Annotated in this window: 15 protein-coding genes; 9 read left to right on the forward strand and 6 right to left on the reverse strand. The window is 74.6% G+C overall.

What is annotated here, in order from left to right; translation table 11 throughout:
- Positions 1–65: 65 nt before the first annotated feature.
- Positions 66–347, reverse strand: a complete 282-nt coding sequence (locus tag IE329_RS09765; protein WP_073921258.1) for a DUF6158 family protein — start codon at positions 345–347, stop codon at positions 66–68.
- Positions 348–568: 221 nt separating this feature from the next.
- On the opposite strand from IE329_RS09765, the gene IE329_RS09770 reads away from it, so the two are divergent.
- Together IE329_RS09770 and IE329_RS09775 are read left to right on the forward strand one after the other, a co-directional pair.
- Entirely contained in the window at positions 569–1180 is a 612-nt protein-coding gene (locus IE329_RS09770) for an HPP family protein (RefSeq protein ID WP_229927296.1), read from the forward strand.
- 50 nt (positions 1181–1230) lie between these two features.
- Entirely contained in the window at positions 1231–2220 is a 990-nt protein-coding gene (locus tag IE329_RS09775) for an adenosine deaminase (protein ID WP_190210444.1), read from the forward strand.
- Between the two features lie 103 nt (positions 2221–2323).
- Here the strand turns inward: IE329_RS09775 and IE329_RS09780 are convergent, their stop codons facing one another.
- Together IE329_RS09780 and IE329_RS09785 are read right to left on the reverse strand one after the other, a co-directional pair.
- Complete coding sequence (locus IE329_RS09780) at positions 2324–2830, reverse strand: ATP-binding protein (RefSeq protein ID WP_190210445.1); 507 nt, start codon at positions 2828–2830, stop codon at positions 2324–2326.
- A 290-nt stretch (positions 2831–3120) separates the two neighbouring features.
- Positions 3121–3582: a VOC family protein gene (locus tag IE329_RS09785; RefSeq protein WP_190210446.1), complete on the reverse strand. Its 462-nt coding sequence runs from the start codon at positions 3580–3582 to the stop codon at positions 3121–3123.
- A gap of 274 nt (positions 3583–3856) precedes the next feature.
- Between IE329_RS09785 and IE329_RS09790 the strand changes: the two genes are divergently transcribed.
- The 5 genes from IE329_RS09790 to IE329_RS09810 all read left to right on the forward strand — a co-directional run bounded on the left by IE329_RS09790 (position 3857) and on the right by IE329_RS09810 (position 8323).
- On the forward strand, positions 3857–4027 hold the full coding sequence (locus tag IE329_RS09790; RefSeq protein WP_190210447.1) for a hydrophobic protein: 171 nt from the start codon (positions 3857–3859) through the stop codon (positions 4025–4027).
- Positions 4028–4670: 643 nt separating this feature from the next.
- Positions 4671–5585, forward strand: a complete 915-nt coding sequence (locus tag IE329_RS09795; protein ID WP_190210448.1) for a SigB/SigF/SigG family RNA polymerase sigma factor — start codon at positions 4671–4673, stop codon at positions 5583–5585.
- A gap of 220 nt (positions 5586–5805) precedes the next feature.
- Positions 5806–6186: an STAS domain-containing protein gene (locus IE329_RS09800; RefSeq protein ID WP_229927297.1), complete on the forward strand. Its 381-nt coding sequence runs from the start codon at positions 5806–5808 to the stop codon at positions 6184–6186.
- Positions 6187–6471: 285 nt separating this feature from the next.
- Complete coding sequence (locus IE329_RS09805) at positions 6472–6987, forward strand: ATP-binding protein (protein ID WP_229927298.1); 516 nt, start codon at positions 6472–6474, stop codon at positions 6985–6987.
- A 454-nt stretch (positions 6988–7441) separates the two neighbouring features.
- Entirely contained in the window at positions 7442–8323 is an 882-nt protein-coding gene (locus tag IE329_RS09810; RefSeq protein ID WP_308438360.1) for a PP2C family protein-serine/threonine phosphatase, read from the forward strand.
- A gap of 69 nt (positions 8324–8392) precedes the next feature.
- On the opposite strand, the gene IE329_RS09815 is transcribed toward IE329_RS09810, so the two are convergent.
- The 3 genes from IE329_RS09815 to IE329_RS09825 form a co-directional block, all read right to left on the reverse strand.
- On the reverse strand, positions 8393–8830 hold the full coding sequence (locus tag IE329_RS09815; protein ID WP_229927299.1) for an ATP-binding protein: 438 nt from the start codon (positions 8828–8830) through the stop codon (positions 8393–8395).
- A gap of 168 nt (positions 8831–8998) precedes the next feature.
- The gene (locus tag IE329_RS09820; RefSeq protein ID WP_190210451.1) at positions 8999–9436 is read right to left on the reverse strand and encodes a response regulator; all 438 of its coding nucleotides are present in this window, start codon (positions 9434–9436) and stop codon (positions 8999–9001) included.
- Positions 9436–9825 (reverse strand): hypothetical protein, encoded by a 390-nt coding sequence (locus IE329_RS09825; RefSeq protein WP_190210452.1) that lies wholly within the window; start codon positions 9823–9825, stop codon positions 9436–9438. Before IE329_RS09825 ends, IE329_RS09820 begins: the two co-directional genes overlap by 1 nt.
- 142 nt (positions 9826–9967) lie before the next feature.
- On the opposite strand from IE329_RS09825, the gene IE329_RS09830 reads away from it, so the two are divergent.
- Together IE329_RS09830 and IE329_RS09835 are read left to right on the forward strand one after the other, a co-directional pair.
- Entirely contained in the window at positions 9968–11644 is a 1677-nt protein-coding gene (locus tag IE329_RS09830) for a sensor histidine kinase (protein ID WP_229927300.1), read from the forward strand.
- Positions 11641–12945, forward strand: a complete 1305-nt coding sequence (locus IE329_RS09835; protein WP_373311133.1) for a PP2C family protein-serine/threonine phosphatase — start codon at positions 11641–11643, stop codon at positions 12943–12945. Before IE329_RS09830 ends, IE329_RS09835 begins: the two co-directional genes overlap by 4 nt.
- Positions 12946–13027 lie beyond the last annotated feature (82 nt).

The following is a 13027-nucleotide window of genomic DNA, read 5'->3' on the forward strand; positions in this document are numbered from 1 at the left end:
GGACGGACGGGCGGCCGCCGCGCCGTCCGGACGGCCGGGGTGCCCCGGCCGGAGCCCCCGGGTGTTCATTCCGGCGTGGCCTCGGCCCGGGCGGCCGCCTCCCGGGTGCGGGCGCCGGAGCGGGTACGGGCGGCGGTGACCTGGCGGTTCGGGAACCGGTGCAGGTACTCCGCCTCCAGTTGGGCGGTGCGCGTGGTGTGGTGCGCCAGCGCGTCGTCCGAGCCGTACAGGAAGGTCTCGTGCCTGGTGCGGTGGAGCTGCTCCAGTTCGTGCAGCAGCACCCCGTTGTCCAGGGCGTGCGGGGAGATCCCCTCCGGCTTGCTGCGGGGGCCGTCCGGGTGCCGCATGTCCGTACCTCCTCGGCGGTTGAACCTCCTTCTACCTTCTACCCGGGCTCGTCACTCCGCCGCCGGTGACCGGGCGGCGGACTGGGCCGATCGGGTGCGATCCGGCGCGAGCGGCCCGGGACGGGCGGCGGGCGGGTATCGCACTGCCTGTCGGCGCACCCGCTTTCCTCCCCGCCGACCCCTCGATCCCGGGCCCGCGCCCGGCGCGCCGGACGGTGGCAATGATCCGAAGATTCCTCGCCCGGTTCGAACTGTCGGCGGTGATGGAACGGCACGACCCCAGCCTGGTGCTGGCCTCCTACTCCGCCGTCAACGCCGGCATCTCGCTCGCGGTGATGGCCGCGCTGGCGCACTTCAGCAACGCGCCCTTCCTCTTCCCCTCGCTCGGGCCGACCGCCTTCCTGCTCTTCTACACACCGACGCTGCCGAGCGCCTCGCCCCGCAACACGGTGTACGGGCACCTGATCGGCGTGCTGTCCGGATACTTCGCGCTCGCCGTCACCGGCCTGCTGGACACCCCGCCGAACCTCAACGACATCACCTGGGCCCGGCTCGGGGCGTCCGCCGTCGCGCTGGGCCTGACGTGCGGGCTGATGCCGCTGTTCGGCGTCGCCCACCCGCCGGCCGCCGCGACCACGCTGATCGTCGCGCTCGGCCTGCTGCGCACCCCGCTGCAGCTGACCGTGGTGATGATCGCGGTCGTCCTGCTGGTCGCCCAGGGCCTCCTGGTCAACCGCCTCGCGGGCATCCCCTACCCCTGGTGGCGGCCCGCGCCGCCGGCCGCTCCCAAGCCCGCCCCGGCGGCGGACGGGGTGCGCGGCGGCGGGTCGTAGGATGGTCCCTTTCCTGGTAGTTCCATCCCCGAGTACCGAATCGATCCCTTATGTCGCTGCCCAAGGCCGAACTCCACCTGCATATCGAAGGCACCCTGGAGCCTGAACTCGCCTTCGCCCTCGCCGCCCGCAACGGCGTCACGCTGCCCTTCGCGGACACCGAGGAGCTGCGGCACGCGTACTCCTTCAGCGACCTGCAGTCCTTCCTCGACCTCTACTACGCGCTGATGGCGGTGCTGCGCACCGAGCAGGACTTCGCCGACCTCGCCGACGCCTACCTGGCCCGCGCCGCCGGGCAGGGCGTGCGGCACGCGGAGATCTTCTTCGACCCGCAGGCGCACACCGCGCGCGGCGTGGAGATCGGCACCGTCGTCGAGGGCCTCTCGCGCGCCCTGGAGCGCAGCGAGGAGCGGTACGGCATCAGCACCCAGCTGATCATGTGCTTCCTGCGGGACGAGCCGGCCGCCTCGGCGCTGGAGACCTTCGAGGCCGCCGGGCCGCACCTGCACCGGATCTCCGGCGTCGGCCTGGACTCCGCCGAGGTCGGCAACCCGCCGGCGAAGTTCCGCGAGGTGTACGAGCTGGCGGCCGCCGCCGGCCTGCGCCGGGTCGCGCACGCCGGGGAGGAGGGCCCCGCCGAGTACATCCGCGAGGCGCTGGACGTGCTCGGCGTCGAGCGGATCGACCACGGGCTGCGCTGCCTGGAGGACCAGGAGCTGGTCGCGCGGCTGGTCCGCGAGCAGGTCCCGCTGACCCTCTGCCCGCTCTCGAACGTCCGGCTGCGCTGCATCGACACCCTCGCCGACCACCCGCTGCGCCGGATGCTGGACGCCGGACTGCTGGTCACCGTCAACTCCGACGACCCGGCCTACTTCGGCGGCTACGTGGAGGACAACTTCACCGCCCTGCGGGACGCCCTGGGCCTGGACCGGGAGACCCTGCGCACGCTCGCCGCCAACTCCTTCAAGGCCGCCTTCCTGGACGAGCCCCGCCGCCGCGCACTGCTCGCCGAGGTGGCCGCGTACGAGTTCACCGACTGACCCGTCCCGGGGCGGCCGGCCGGGCCGCCAGGGGTCCTGGCGGTGCGGGTGTCCTGGTCGCGCGGAGGTCCGGGCCGTCAGGGGTCATCCGGGCCGTCAGGGATCAGGGGTCAGGGCGGGGTGCCAGCCGGGCCCAGACCGACTTGCCGCCGGGGAACGCCTCGACGCCCCAGGCTTCGCTGAGCCTGGTGAGCAGGTGCATGCCGAAGCCGCCGTCGGCACCCGGATCGCGCCGGACCGGCAGCCGGGGCGAGGAGTCGCCGACCCGCAGGAGCACCCCGCCCGGCACCGGGCGCAGTTCCAGGTCCGCCGGGCCGCCGGCGTGCCGGTGGGCGTTGGTGACCAGCTCGGACACCAGCAGTACGGCGTGGGCGTACTCCTCGCCGGGGTAGTCCCACTCCCGCAGGGTGTCCCGGGCGAGTTCGCGGGCGCGGGCGAGTGCGCCGCCCCCGGGCGGGATCCGCCACCCCCGGCCGGGCGCGCCGGGGAGGCCTGAGGTGTCCGGGAGGCCTGGGGCGTCCGGGAGTGCTGGCGCGTCCGGGAGGCCCGGGGTGTTCAGGTGGACGGTGGTGTCGGGGCGGACGGCGGCGTCCGGGGTGGTGTCAGTCATCGCGCGGAGCCTCCTCCGGCCCGCAGGGTCCCACCGGGTCCCACCGGCCCGGGGCCGGCCCCCGGGCCGTCCGGGCGTCGCTCTCCGGCTGTGCCATGTCCACTGCTCCTCCCTGGTCCGGGTCGCTTCCGGCTGGTCGGGGCCGGTGCTCGGATGCTCCCGGCCCGCGACCCGCCTACCCGGACGGGTGCGGCGCATGCGGCCGGCGGTCCCTTTTGTCCGTCATCCCGTGCCGGGCCCCGGGCCGGCCGCTCCCGCGCGTGGGCGGCCGGCCCGAGGGCCCGGCCGCGTCAGTCCAGGCAGAACTCGTTGCCCTCGGGATCGGTGAGCACGATGAAGCCGGCGCCCAGCGGGGGAGCGGGCTCGAAGCGGCGCAGCCGGGCCGCACCCAGCGCGACCAGCCGCTCGCACTCGGCCTCCAGCGCCGCCATCCGCTCCTCTCCCTGCAACCCGGGAGCCGCCCGGACGTCGAGATGGACGCGGTTCTTGGCGACCTTGTCCTCCGGCACCTGCTGGAAGAACACCCGCGGCCCGTGCCCGTCCGGGTCCTCGATGGCCGACCGGGTGTTGCGCTGGTCCTCCGGCACGCCGATCCGGGCGAGGAAGTCGTCCCACGCGGCCAGCGGGTCGGCGCCCGCGGGCAGCTCCACCCCGGGCGGCCCGGGGTGGACGTAGCCCAGTGCGTCGCGCCAGAAGGACGACAGCGCTCGCGGGTCGTGGGCGTCGAAGGTGACCTGGAAGCGGCGGCTCATCGGGGTGCTCCGTTCGTAGCGGTGCGGGTGCGGGTGCGGGTGCGGGTGCGGGTCCGGTGCGGACGGTGGTCGTGCGCGGGTGTGCGGCGGGCGGACGCGCGCGCGTCCGCCCGTGCGGGGTTGTCGGCGTGCCCGCAACCACCCTGACACCTGGGACCGACAGGACCGCTGCGGCGGGCCCGGCCGTATGCCCGCCTTCATACGGAAAATTCCCAGGAATAGCCGCGACGGACCCGGGCATGCGCAGTTCGACACCGACTGGGAGGTCTTCGAAATGGGTCCGCTGCTTCTTGTACTTCTGCTCGCACTGCTGCTCTTCGGCGCCGGTTTCGCCCTCAAGGCACTGTGGTGGATAGCAATCTTCGTCCTGGTGGTCTGGCTGATCGGGTTCGTGGCCCGGGGGACGCACCCCTCCGGCGGCCGTCACCGGTGGTACCGCTGGTGACCTGCTGAGCCCGTGGGGCACGGTGATCGCAAGGCAGTTCGGGCGGGGCGCACCCTGGGGTGCGCCCCGCCCGCGTCTGTCCGGCCGCCCGCCCCGGCCCACCCGCCCGGGCGTCCGCATCATTCCTGAAATGACGGGAAGGCGAACGGTGCGGATGTCAGAACGGCCAGGAAAACGTGACGGCAGTTCGCCGGATGTCCCATCACCGGACGCACCGTCGGAATATCGGAGGAAATCCCATGTACATAGGACTCGGCACCGTGGTCATCGTGATTCTTGTCATCCTCGCGGTCCGCGCCCTCCGGCGCGGCTGATCCGGCCTCCGGCGGCCTCCGGGCCGGCCGGAGTTCGGCCGGCCGCGCTCACCGACGAGCGGTGGCCGGTGCGCGCGGTACGGCTCTCGACGGCTCCGGCCCACGGTGTGGGGCCGGAGCCGTCGGCTTTCCGGGAGGAGGCCGGCGCTCGGGGAGCCAAGGGGAGCCCAGGGGAGCCCAGGGGAACAAATCTGTACAAGCATCACTTAAGCCGTATATAAGGTCAGTTTTGTAGGGCGGTGCATGAGCCGGTGATCGCGGGGTAGCCGCGGCCCAGGAGCGTTGCGCCTATCCGTGGCCCGCGTTCGTGACCCGGAAGAGGGATACCCATGGCAGTCCTTCAGGACACAGCGTCAGCCGTCGCTTCGGACCTCGTCGAGGCTCCGGCCCCGACAGACGTCCGACCCGCGGCCGCTCCGGCGGCCCCCGGCGGTCCGGCGCCGCGCATCGAGGACGCCGGTGCGATCGCACCCGCCGACGCCCGGGTGCTGTCGAAGGACCTCTTCCTGCGGCTGCGGGACCTGGAGGAGGGCACCCGTGAGTACTCGTACGTCCGTGGCACCCTGATCGAGCTGAACATGGCGCTGGTGAAGTTCGCCGCCCGGCGCTTCAGCAACCGCAGCGAACCGATGGACGACATCATCCAGGTCGGCACGATCGGCCTGATCAAGGCCATCGACCGGTTCGACCCGACGCGCGAGTTCGAGTTCGTCACCTTCGCCCTGCCCACCATCACCGGTGAGATGAAGCGGTTCTTCCGCGACACCAGCTGGATGGTGCACGTGCCCAGGGGGATGCAGGAACTGCGGCTGGCCCTGGCCAAGGGCTCCGACGAGCTGGAGCAGGTCCTGGACCGCCTGCCGACCACGGCCGAGCTCGCCGAGCACCTCTCGCTGACCGAGCGTGAGGTGATCGAGGGGATGAAGGCCGCCAACGCCTACACCGCGCACTCGCTGGACGCCCCCTCCGAGAACGACGACGCCGGGTCCGGCTCCGGCGCCGGACTGGGCGCCCGGTTCGCGGTGGAGGAGCCCGGTTTCGAGGCGGTGCTGCACCTGGAGACCCTCAAGCCGCTGATCGCCGCGCTGCCCGCGCGGGACCGCAGGATCCTCGCGATGCGGTTCGGCGCCGAGATGACCCAGGGCCAGATCGGCCAGGAGCTGGGCCTGTCCCAGATGCACATCTCCCGGCTCCTCGCCCGCATCCTCGGCCACCTGCGCACGGCCCTGCTCGCGGAGAGCTAGGGCCTGCGCACTCCCCCCGCGCGTCCGCCCCCGGACCGGGGCCGGGCCGGCGTCCGCGCCGCCCCCGGCCCCGGTCCGCGCGGTGCCCGGGGCGGACCGGGGGCGCCCGGACGGGGGTGCCCCCGGTCGGCGACGACCGGCCCGCCCACGGCGGATCGGGCGATTGTATGGTCAGGCGTGAGGGTCGGTGCGGTGCCGACGACGAAGAACTGAGGTGGAGATGAACGATCCGGCGAACGCCGCCGCGATGCCGGCCCCCGACGGGCCGGGCGCAGAGTTCCGGCGGACCGACGACGGCGCGCTGGTCTGTTCCCTGGCGGGTGAGCTGGACCTGGACGGCGTGCTCGCGGTCGGGCCGGCCCTGGAGGAGGCGGTCCGCTCCGGCGCGCCGCTGATGGTCGTCGACCTGTCCCGGGTCGGGTTCTGCGACTCCTCCGGCCTCAACCTGCTGCTGCGCACCCGTACCGACGCCGACAGCGCCGGTACGGCCCTGCGGCTGGCGGGGGCGCCCGACCAGCTGCTGCGGCTGCTGGAGATCACCGGCGCGGACCGGGTGTTCGCACTCGAACCCACGCTCGAGCACGCGCTCGCCGCACGTTGACCGGGCCCGGAGCGGTGCCGGCCACCGGCGCCGGCCGGACGGCCGCACCGGCCGCGCCCGTGGCCGCCGCTGCCCGCCGGGCGGCCCGGCGGCCCGGCCCGGCCCGCCCGCCGTCCGGGGAGATGTGCAGAAACGGGGCACCTGGTGTTCCCCGGGTCTCAGCGGGCAGGCGTGACACGGTACGGAACGGCGTGCGAGCCGCCGGCCCGGCGGACCGCGCCGGACACCACCGGATCCGTGACCTCTCGATCCACCGACAGCGCCGAACCGCGGGGTGAGAACGTAGTGACATCCATCGACCCAGGGGCGGGCGTGCCGCAGCGGGCGGGCGTGCCGAAGGCCGGCCAGCGCCGGCGCCTCGCCCTGCTGGCCGTGCCTGGCCCCGTAGGCCGCGGCCGCCACTTCGCCCGGCAGGCCCTGGAGGACTGGGGGTGGGCCGACGCCGACACCCTCACCGACGACATCCTGCTGATCGTCTCCGAGCTGCTCGCCAACGCCTGCATCCACGGCGGCGGCCCGCGCGAACTCGTCCTCACCGCCTCCCCGGAGGGGCTGCGGGTCGAAGTGCTGGACCACGAGGCGACGCTGCCCAGTCCGCGCCCGCCGCACCTCACCACCGCCCCGGGCGGCCACGGGCTGCACATCGTGGCGCGGCTGTCGGAGCGCTGGGGCGCCGACCTCCACCCGGGCGGGAAGAGCGTCTGGGCGGAGCTCGGCGCGGCCCGCCTGCGCAGTCGCGAACCGGCCGGTCCCGGCGTCACGGGCAGTCCCGCCGGACGGGGTTCCGCGCCGGCGGTGTGAGCGGCTCCGCGGTGCTGACGGCCGACCGGCCGCGCACCACCGCCCGGCCGCGCCAGGGCCTGGGTGAGCCGCCTCCCGGCTGTGCCACCGCCCGGCCGCGCCACCGCCCGGCCGCGCCACCCGCCGGGTGCGCGACCAGGGGTGCCTGCGAGCGGTGCGTGCGAGCGGTGCCGGCGAGCGGCCCCGCACCAGGTGGTGGTGCGTTGCGTTGCGTTGCCCCCACGCCGGCGGGCCCCGGTGGGCGAACCGAGGGGCATGGGAGCGGCCGGGGCGGGCAGGCGGGACGTACGGCGGGGCGGTTCGCCCCCCGCGTCCGGAACGGCGAGTCCTTCCGGAGCCGTACCGCTGCTCCCGAGTCGCGCGCCCTGACCGGCGCGTCCCGAGTCCCGCCCGAGGTCCCATGAATCATCACAAATCCCTGTCTGCCGAGGAGGCGGATCCGTCGGCCGATGGCGTGCCCTCGGCTCGCGAGCGCGAGCTGCTGGCGGCCCTCCAGGACGCCCGGGCCCGCTGCCGTGAGTCGGAGCGTTGTCTCGCGGAGCTGCGGGAGAAGCACCGGGAGGCGACCGCGCGGTACTCGGTGCTGTCGGCCGAGCTGGAGGAGACCAACCGCGGCGTGGTGGCGCTGTACAGCGAGGAGCACCAGTTCGCCCTGACGCTCCAGCGCACCTTCCTGCCGGCGACCCTCCCCGACTGGCCGGGCGTCGACCTGGCGGTGCGGTACCTCCCCGCGGCGACCGAGAACGAGATCGGCGGGGACTTCTACGAGGCCGTCGCCACCCCGGACGGCCTGCTGATGGCGGTCGGCGACGTGGCCGGCCACAACCTCCAGGCCGCCATGGTGATGGGGGAGCTGCGGCACGCGCTGCGGGCGTACGCCAACGAGGGGCACCCGGCCGACGTGCTGCTGGAGCGCCTGGACGCGCTGATGGGCCGGCACCGTCCGGGCTGGACGGCGACGCTCTGCGTCGCGCTGCTGGAGTCCGGTACGGGCCTGCTGCACCTCGCGAACGCCGGGCACCTGCCGCCGCTGCTGATCGGCCCGGACGGCCGGGCCCGGTACGTGCACGAGCACGGTCCGCTGTTGGGCCTGGGCCTGCCGCAGCCGCCGGCCGGCCGGCACGAGGTCGCCCCCGGCAGCAGGCTGGTGATGGTCACCGACGGTCTGGTCGAGCGCCGGGGGGTAGACCTGGACCGGTCGCTGGAGCGGCTGCGGCTGACGGCCGCGGCCGGACCGGCCGAGCCGGAGGCACTCTGCGACCACCTGCTGGACGGCTTCGGCACTCCGCAGGAGGACGACACCGTCGTCTTCGCGGCCCGGCTGGGCGGCATCTGAGCCCGCGCGGGCCGTCCGTCCCGGGTGGGCCCGGGGCGGACGGCGCCCATGACGGACGGCGGTGCCGGCTCAGTCCAGGGGAAGGTGCGCCCGGACGCGCTTGCCGCCCGCGTGCCGCTCGATGTCGTAGCGGCGGCACACCGCGAGGACGATCTCCAGGCCGTGCTGGCCGACCCGCGCCGGGTCGGGGGAGCGGGGCGCCGGCAGACGGGCCTCGGTGTCCCAGACGGTCACCCGGATGTCGTCGACCGTGAGTTCCAGGTCGAGCAGGCACGGGCCCGGGGCGTACTTCGCGGCGTTGGTGACGAGTTCGCTGACCACCAGCCGTACCGTGCCGGCCAGCGCGGCGGTCACCGGTACCGCGTGCCGGGTCTGCGCCTCGGCGAGGAAGCCGTCGGCGAAGCGCCGGGCGGCCGCGGCGGTGCCCGGCTGGCCGTCGTAGGCGGCGCCGGCCCGGAAGGTGATCTCCGTCCAGGTCTGTTCCGTCAGTGTTCCCGCCTCCGGCACCAGGCACCGTCCCCGTTCGTGGGCCCGGTGCGCTCGCGGCCGGGCATGGGCCACCGCCTACCCCGGTTCCGCGAGGTCATGCACCGGCCGTCGGACAAGTGTCCGGCGACCGGGAGGCCCGGCCGGGGGCCGTGCCCGGCCGGATGGCCGCGGGGCTCCGGCCGCAGGTCAGCGGTGGTGCAGGACGGCGGCCGTCTCCAGGTAGAAGTTGTCGATGCTCTGGACGGCCCGGGTGAAGTCGTCGAGGTTGACGGGCTTGGTGACGTAGGCGTTGGCGTGGCGGTGGTAGGCGCCGCTGACGTCCTCCGGGGCTGCGGAGGTGGTGAGCACCACGATCGGGATCAGCTTGAGCTGGTCGTCCGCCTTGAGGACCTCCAGCAGCTCACGGCCGTTCATCCGGGGCATGTTGAGGTCGAGGATGATCAGGTCGGGGTACCGGGCGACGTTCTCCCGCAGGTGTTCGAGGGCGGCGACGCCGTCCTCCGCCTTGACGATGGTGCGAGCCATGCCCTGTTCGAACAGGGCCTCCTCGATCAGCATGGCGTCGGCGAGGTCGTCCTCGACGAGCAGGACGCTGTAGGAGCGGGCTTGCGAGCGGGTGGCCATCAGGCGCTCCGGTTCTCGGAATGGGTGGTGCGATGGGGTAGCGGCGGGACCAGCCCGGGCCAGCGCTGGCGGGCCGCCTGGCGGCTGATCTCGCAGGCCTGGCCGAGCTGCGGGTAGCCCGCCCCGGCCCTGGCCGCGTCACGGGCCGCCTGGTCGGCGAGGCGCTCGGCGGCCTTCCGCAGGTGCATCAGGGCGTGCAGCCGGGTCAGCGCGTCGTGCTGCGGGTCCGCCTCCCAGGGCTCACCGGGTGCGGGGGCGCCGGGTTCGGTGGCGGGCAACGGCCGGAACGCCCGGGCGGCGAGGCGGCCGGCGAGTTCACCGAGCGTCGCGTCCGCCAGGGCCGCGAGTTGGTCCTCGCTCATGAGGGCGGCGAAGCGGTCGGCTGGCATGCCTGCCACCTTAGGGGACCATTCGTCGGGCGACAACCAAACTTGTCGGACGGCGTGTAGGGTGTGGCTGCCGCGGGCGACCTGCCGCAGGCGGGCACGGACGAAGGCGCATCCGGCGACGGATGCCGGACGAAGGACCGACATGGCCAGCCAGACCCCGGCGGCGGAGCACCCCGCCGCCGAGACCCAGGGGCACCCCCGTCCGGAACGGGCGGCCGCCGGCACCGGCGGCTGGAGCACCCGTCGCTGGCTGCGCGTCGGGGTGAGCACGTCGCTGGCGGTCCTCGTCCTGCTCGGAGCGCTGGGGTTCTGGGTGTTCGCCCACTCCTCGGTGGTGAACAACCGGCTGGTCGACGTCAGCTCGCCGGCCCTCATCGCGGCCGTCCGGCTGGAGTCGGGCCTGGTCAACCAGGAGACCGGCATCCGCGGCTACGGCCTCACCGGGCAGGCGGAGTTCCTGGCCCCGTACGAGCAGGGCATCGCCCAGCAGCGGGACGCCGTCGCCGAACTCCGGCGGCTGATCACCGGCGAGCAGAGCCGGGCCGACCTCGACCTGGTCGTCGCCCGGGCCGAGGCCTGGCAGAGCCAGGTGGCCCGGCCGGTGGCCGCGGCCCCGCCGGGCAGTGCCGCACCGGCCGCCGGCCGGCAGACCACCGAGGGCAAGGCGGCCTTCGACGCCCTGCGCGCGGCGATGACGCTGCAGCAGGAGCACCTCCAGGCCGACCGGGCCGAGAGCCGGGCGGCCCTGCAGTCCGTCCGCACCCTGCGCAACGTGGTGTTCAGCACCATCGCGGTGATCATCCTGCTGCTCGCCGCCCTGGTCTTCGAGGGCCTGCGCCGCGGCGTCACCCGCCCCCTGGAGCACCTCTCGGCCGACGCCGAGCGGGTCGCCCGGGGTGACTTCAGCCACCCGATCACCCCCACCGGCCCCGCCGACCTGCGGCAGCTCGCGGCCGTGGTCGAGTCGATGCGCGGCCGGCTGGCCCAGGAGCTCCTCGCCAAGGAACAGGCCCGGCAGGTGCTCGACGCCCAGGCCGTCGACCTGCGGCGCTCCAACTCCGAGCTTGAGCAGTTCGCCTACGTGGCCTCGCACGACCTCCAGGAGCCGCTGCGCAAGGTGGCCAGCTTCTGCCAGCTGCTCCAGCGCCGCTACGGCGGCAGCCTCGACGCCAGGGCCGACCAGTACATCGAGTTCGCCGTGGACGGCGCCAACCGGATGCAGACCCTCATCAACGACCTGCTGGCCTTCTCCCGGGTCGGCCGGGTGCACGCGAGCTGGACGCCGGTCGACCTGGAGCAGGTGTTCGATCGGACCGTCGACTCGCTGAGCATCGCGATCGCGGACAACGAGGCCGTGATCACCCACGACGCGCTGCCCCGGATCAGCGGCGACGCCACCCAGCTCGGCATGCTCCTGCAGAACCTGATCAGCAACGCCGTCAAGTTCCGCAGCCCGGACCGCGCCCCGCGGATCCACCTGGAGGCGGTCCGCGACGGCGGTCTGTGGCGGTGCGCGGTCACCGACAACGGGATCGGCATCGACGGCGACTTCGTGGACAAGGTCTTCGTCATCTTCCAGCGCCTGCACACCCGGGACGCCTACCCCGGCAACGGCATCGGCCTGGCCATGTGCAAGAAGATCGTCGAGTTCCACGGCGGCACCATCGAGGTCGACCTCACCCACACCCCGGGCACCCGCCTGGTCTTCACCCTGCCCGTCGAGGAGTCCGTGGAGCAGCAGGAGACCGCCGGGGCCCCGGCGGCCGGCCGGAGCGAGGGTCGCGTGGCGGCTCCCCGGGCCGAAGCGGGGCGCTCGTGATCCCCGGCCAGCAGCACCGGACCGAACCGCCGGCCCACCCGCTCGGGCAGCCCGGCGCGGAGGCGGCCGGGGTACGCGTCCTGCTGGTGGAGGACGACGCGGGGGACGCCCTGCTGGTCGAGGAGCTGCTCGCCGACACCGACCTGGACCACAGCCTGCGGTGGACGCCGACCCTCGCCCAGGCCGTCGCCGAGCTGGAGCGGGAGCCCGCGGACTGCGTCCTGGTCGACCTCCATCTGCCCGACGGCTCGGGCGTGGGCCTGGTCGCCGCCGTCCAGCAGGCCTGCCCCCGGGCCGCGGTGATCGTCCTCACCGGCATGGCGGACTCCGGGGCCGGCGCGCAGGCCGTCGCGGTGGGCGCCCAGGACTACCTGGTGAAGGGGCAGGTCGACGAGCAGCTGCTGCAGCGCGCCCTGCGCTACGCGGTCAACCGCAAGCAGGCCGAGCTGGCCGGCGCCGAGCTGCGCGAGGACCGCATCCGGGCCCGGGAGAACGCCCGGCTGGAACGCGGTCTGCTGCCGACCCCGTTGCTGCGCGGCGTCACCGCCACCGTCACCACCCGCTACCTCCCCGGGCGCGAGCGCGCCCTGCTCGGCGGGGACTTCCTGGACGTGGTGGAGACGGCGGACGGCACGGTGCACGCCGTCATCGGCGACGTCAGCGGACACGGGCCGGACGAGGCGGCGCTCGGTGTCTGCCTGCGGATCGGCTGGCGCGCGCTCGTCCTGGCCGGCCACCGCGGCGCCGAGCTGCTGGACCTGCTGGAGCAGATCCTGGTCGCCGAGCGCGACCGCTCCGACATGTTCGCCACCTGCAGCCTGGTGTCGATCGCGCCGGACCGCCGGTCGGCGACCCTGTACCTGGCCGGGCACCACGAGCCGCTGCTCACCGCCGCCCGCGCGGAGGGCGCCGGCCGGCCGGCCGGCGCGACCGAGGTGGCCGCGGCGCACGGCGTGGCCCTCGGCATCGCGCCCGGCCTGCGGCACTGGCCCGCCACCGAACTGTCGCTGCCGCCCGCCGGCGCGCTCCTGCTCTACACCGACGGTCTCACCGAGGGCCACTGCGGCCCGGGCGCCGAGCGGCTGGGCACCGAGGGCCTCCTGGAGCTGATCGCGGCCGCGCCGCCATCCGGCCCCGCGGCCTTCCTGGACCACCTGGTCGACACCGTCCGGCGGCTGAACGCGGGCCGGCACGCCGACGACCTGGCCATCCTGCACCTCGCCTGGACCCCCTCCGCGGACCGGCCGGGAGCCGGGGGGCTCGTCCCGGGCCCGGCCATGATCCGGGCGGAGTCGGGCTGAGCGGGTGTGTGGGTCCCGGGGGAGCGGGGCAGGTGCCGAGGGGCCGTTCGTGGTCTGTACCTACTCGGCCGTAGCATGGCGC

The sequence above is a fragment of the Kitasatospora indigofera genome (genome assembly GCF_014655955.1).
Lineage (GTDB): Bacteria > Actinomycetota > Actinomycetes > Streptomycetales > Streptomycetaceae > Kitasatospora > Kitasatospora indigofera.

Coding starts and splice junctions, on each gene's coding strand:
- IE329_RS09765 (WP_073921258.1), bottom strand. CDS start 347: ATGCGGCACCCGGACGGCCCCCGCAGCAAGCCGGAGGGGATCTCCCCG.
- IE329_RS09770 (WP_229927296.1), top strand. CDS start 569: ATGATCCGAAGATTCCTCGCCCGGTTCGAACTGTCGGCGGTGATGGAA.
- IE329_RS09775 (WP_190210444.1), top strand. CDS start 1,231: ATGTCGCTGCCCAAGGCCGAACTCCACCTGCATATCGAAGGCACCCTG.
- IE329_RS09780 (WP_190210445.1), bottom strand. CDS start 2,830: ATGACTGACACCACCCCGGACGCCGCCGTCCGCCCCGACACCACCGTC.
- IE329_RS09785 (WP_190210446.1), bottom strand. CDS start 3,582: ATGAGCCGCCGCTTCCAGGTCACCTTCGACGCCCACGACCCGCGAGCG.
- IE329_RS09790 (WP_190210447.1), top strand. CDS start 3,857: ATGGGTCCGCTGCTTCTTGTACTTCTGCTCGCACTGCTGCTCTTCGGC.
- IE329_RS09795 (WP_190210448.1), top strand. CDS start 4,671: ATGGCAGTCCTTCAGGACACAGCGTCAGCCGTCGCTTCGGACCTCGTC.
- IE329_RS09800 (WP_229927297.1), top strand. CDS start 5,806: ATGAACGATCCGGCGAACGCCGCCGCGATGCCGGCCCCCGACGGGCCG.
- IE329_RS09820 (WP_190210451.1), bottom strand. CDS start 9,436: ATGGCCACCCGCTCGCAAGCCCGCTCCTACAGCGTCCTGCTCGTCGAG.
- IE329_RS09825 (WP_190210452.1), bottom strand. CDS start 9,825: ATGCCAGCCGACCGCTTCGCCGCCCTCATGAGCGAGGACCAACTCGCG.
- IE329_RS09830 (WP_229927300.1), top strand. CDS start 9,968: ATGGCCAGCCAGACCCCGGCGGCGGAGCACCCCGCCGCCGAGACCCAG.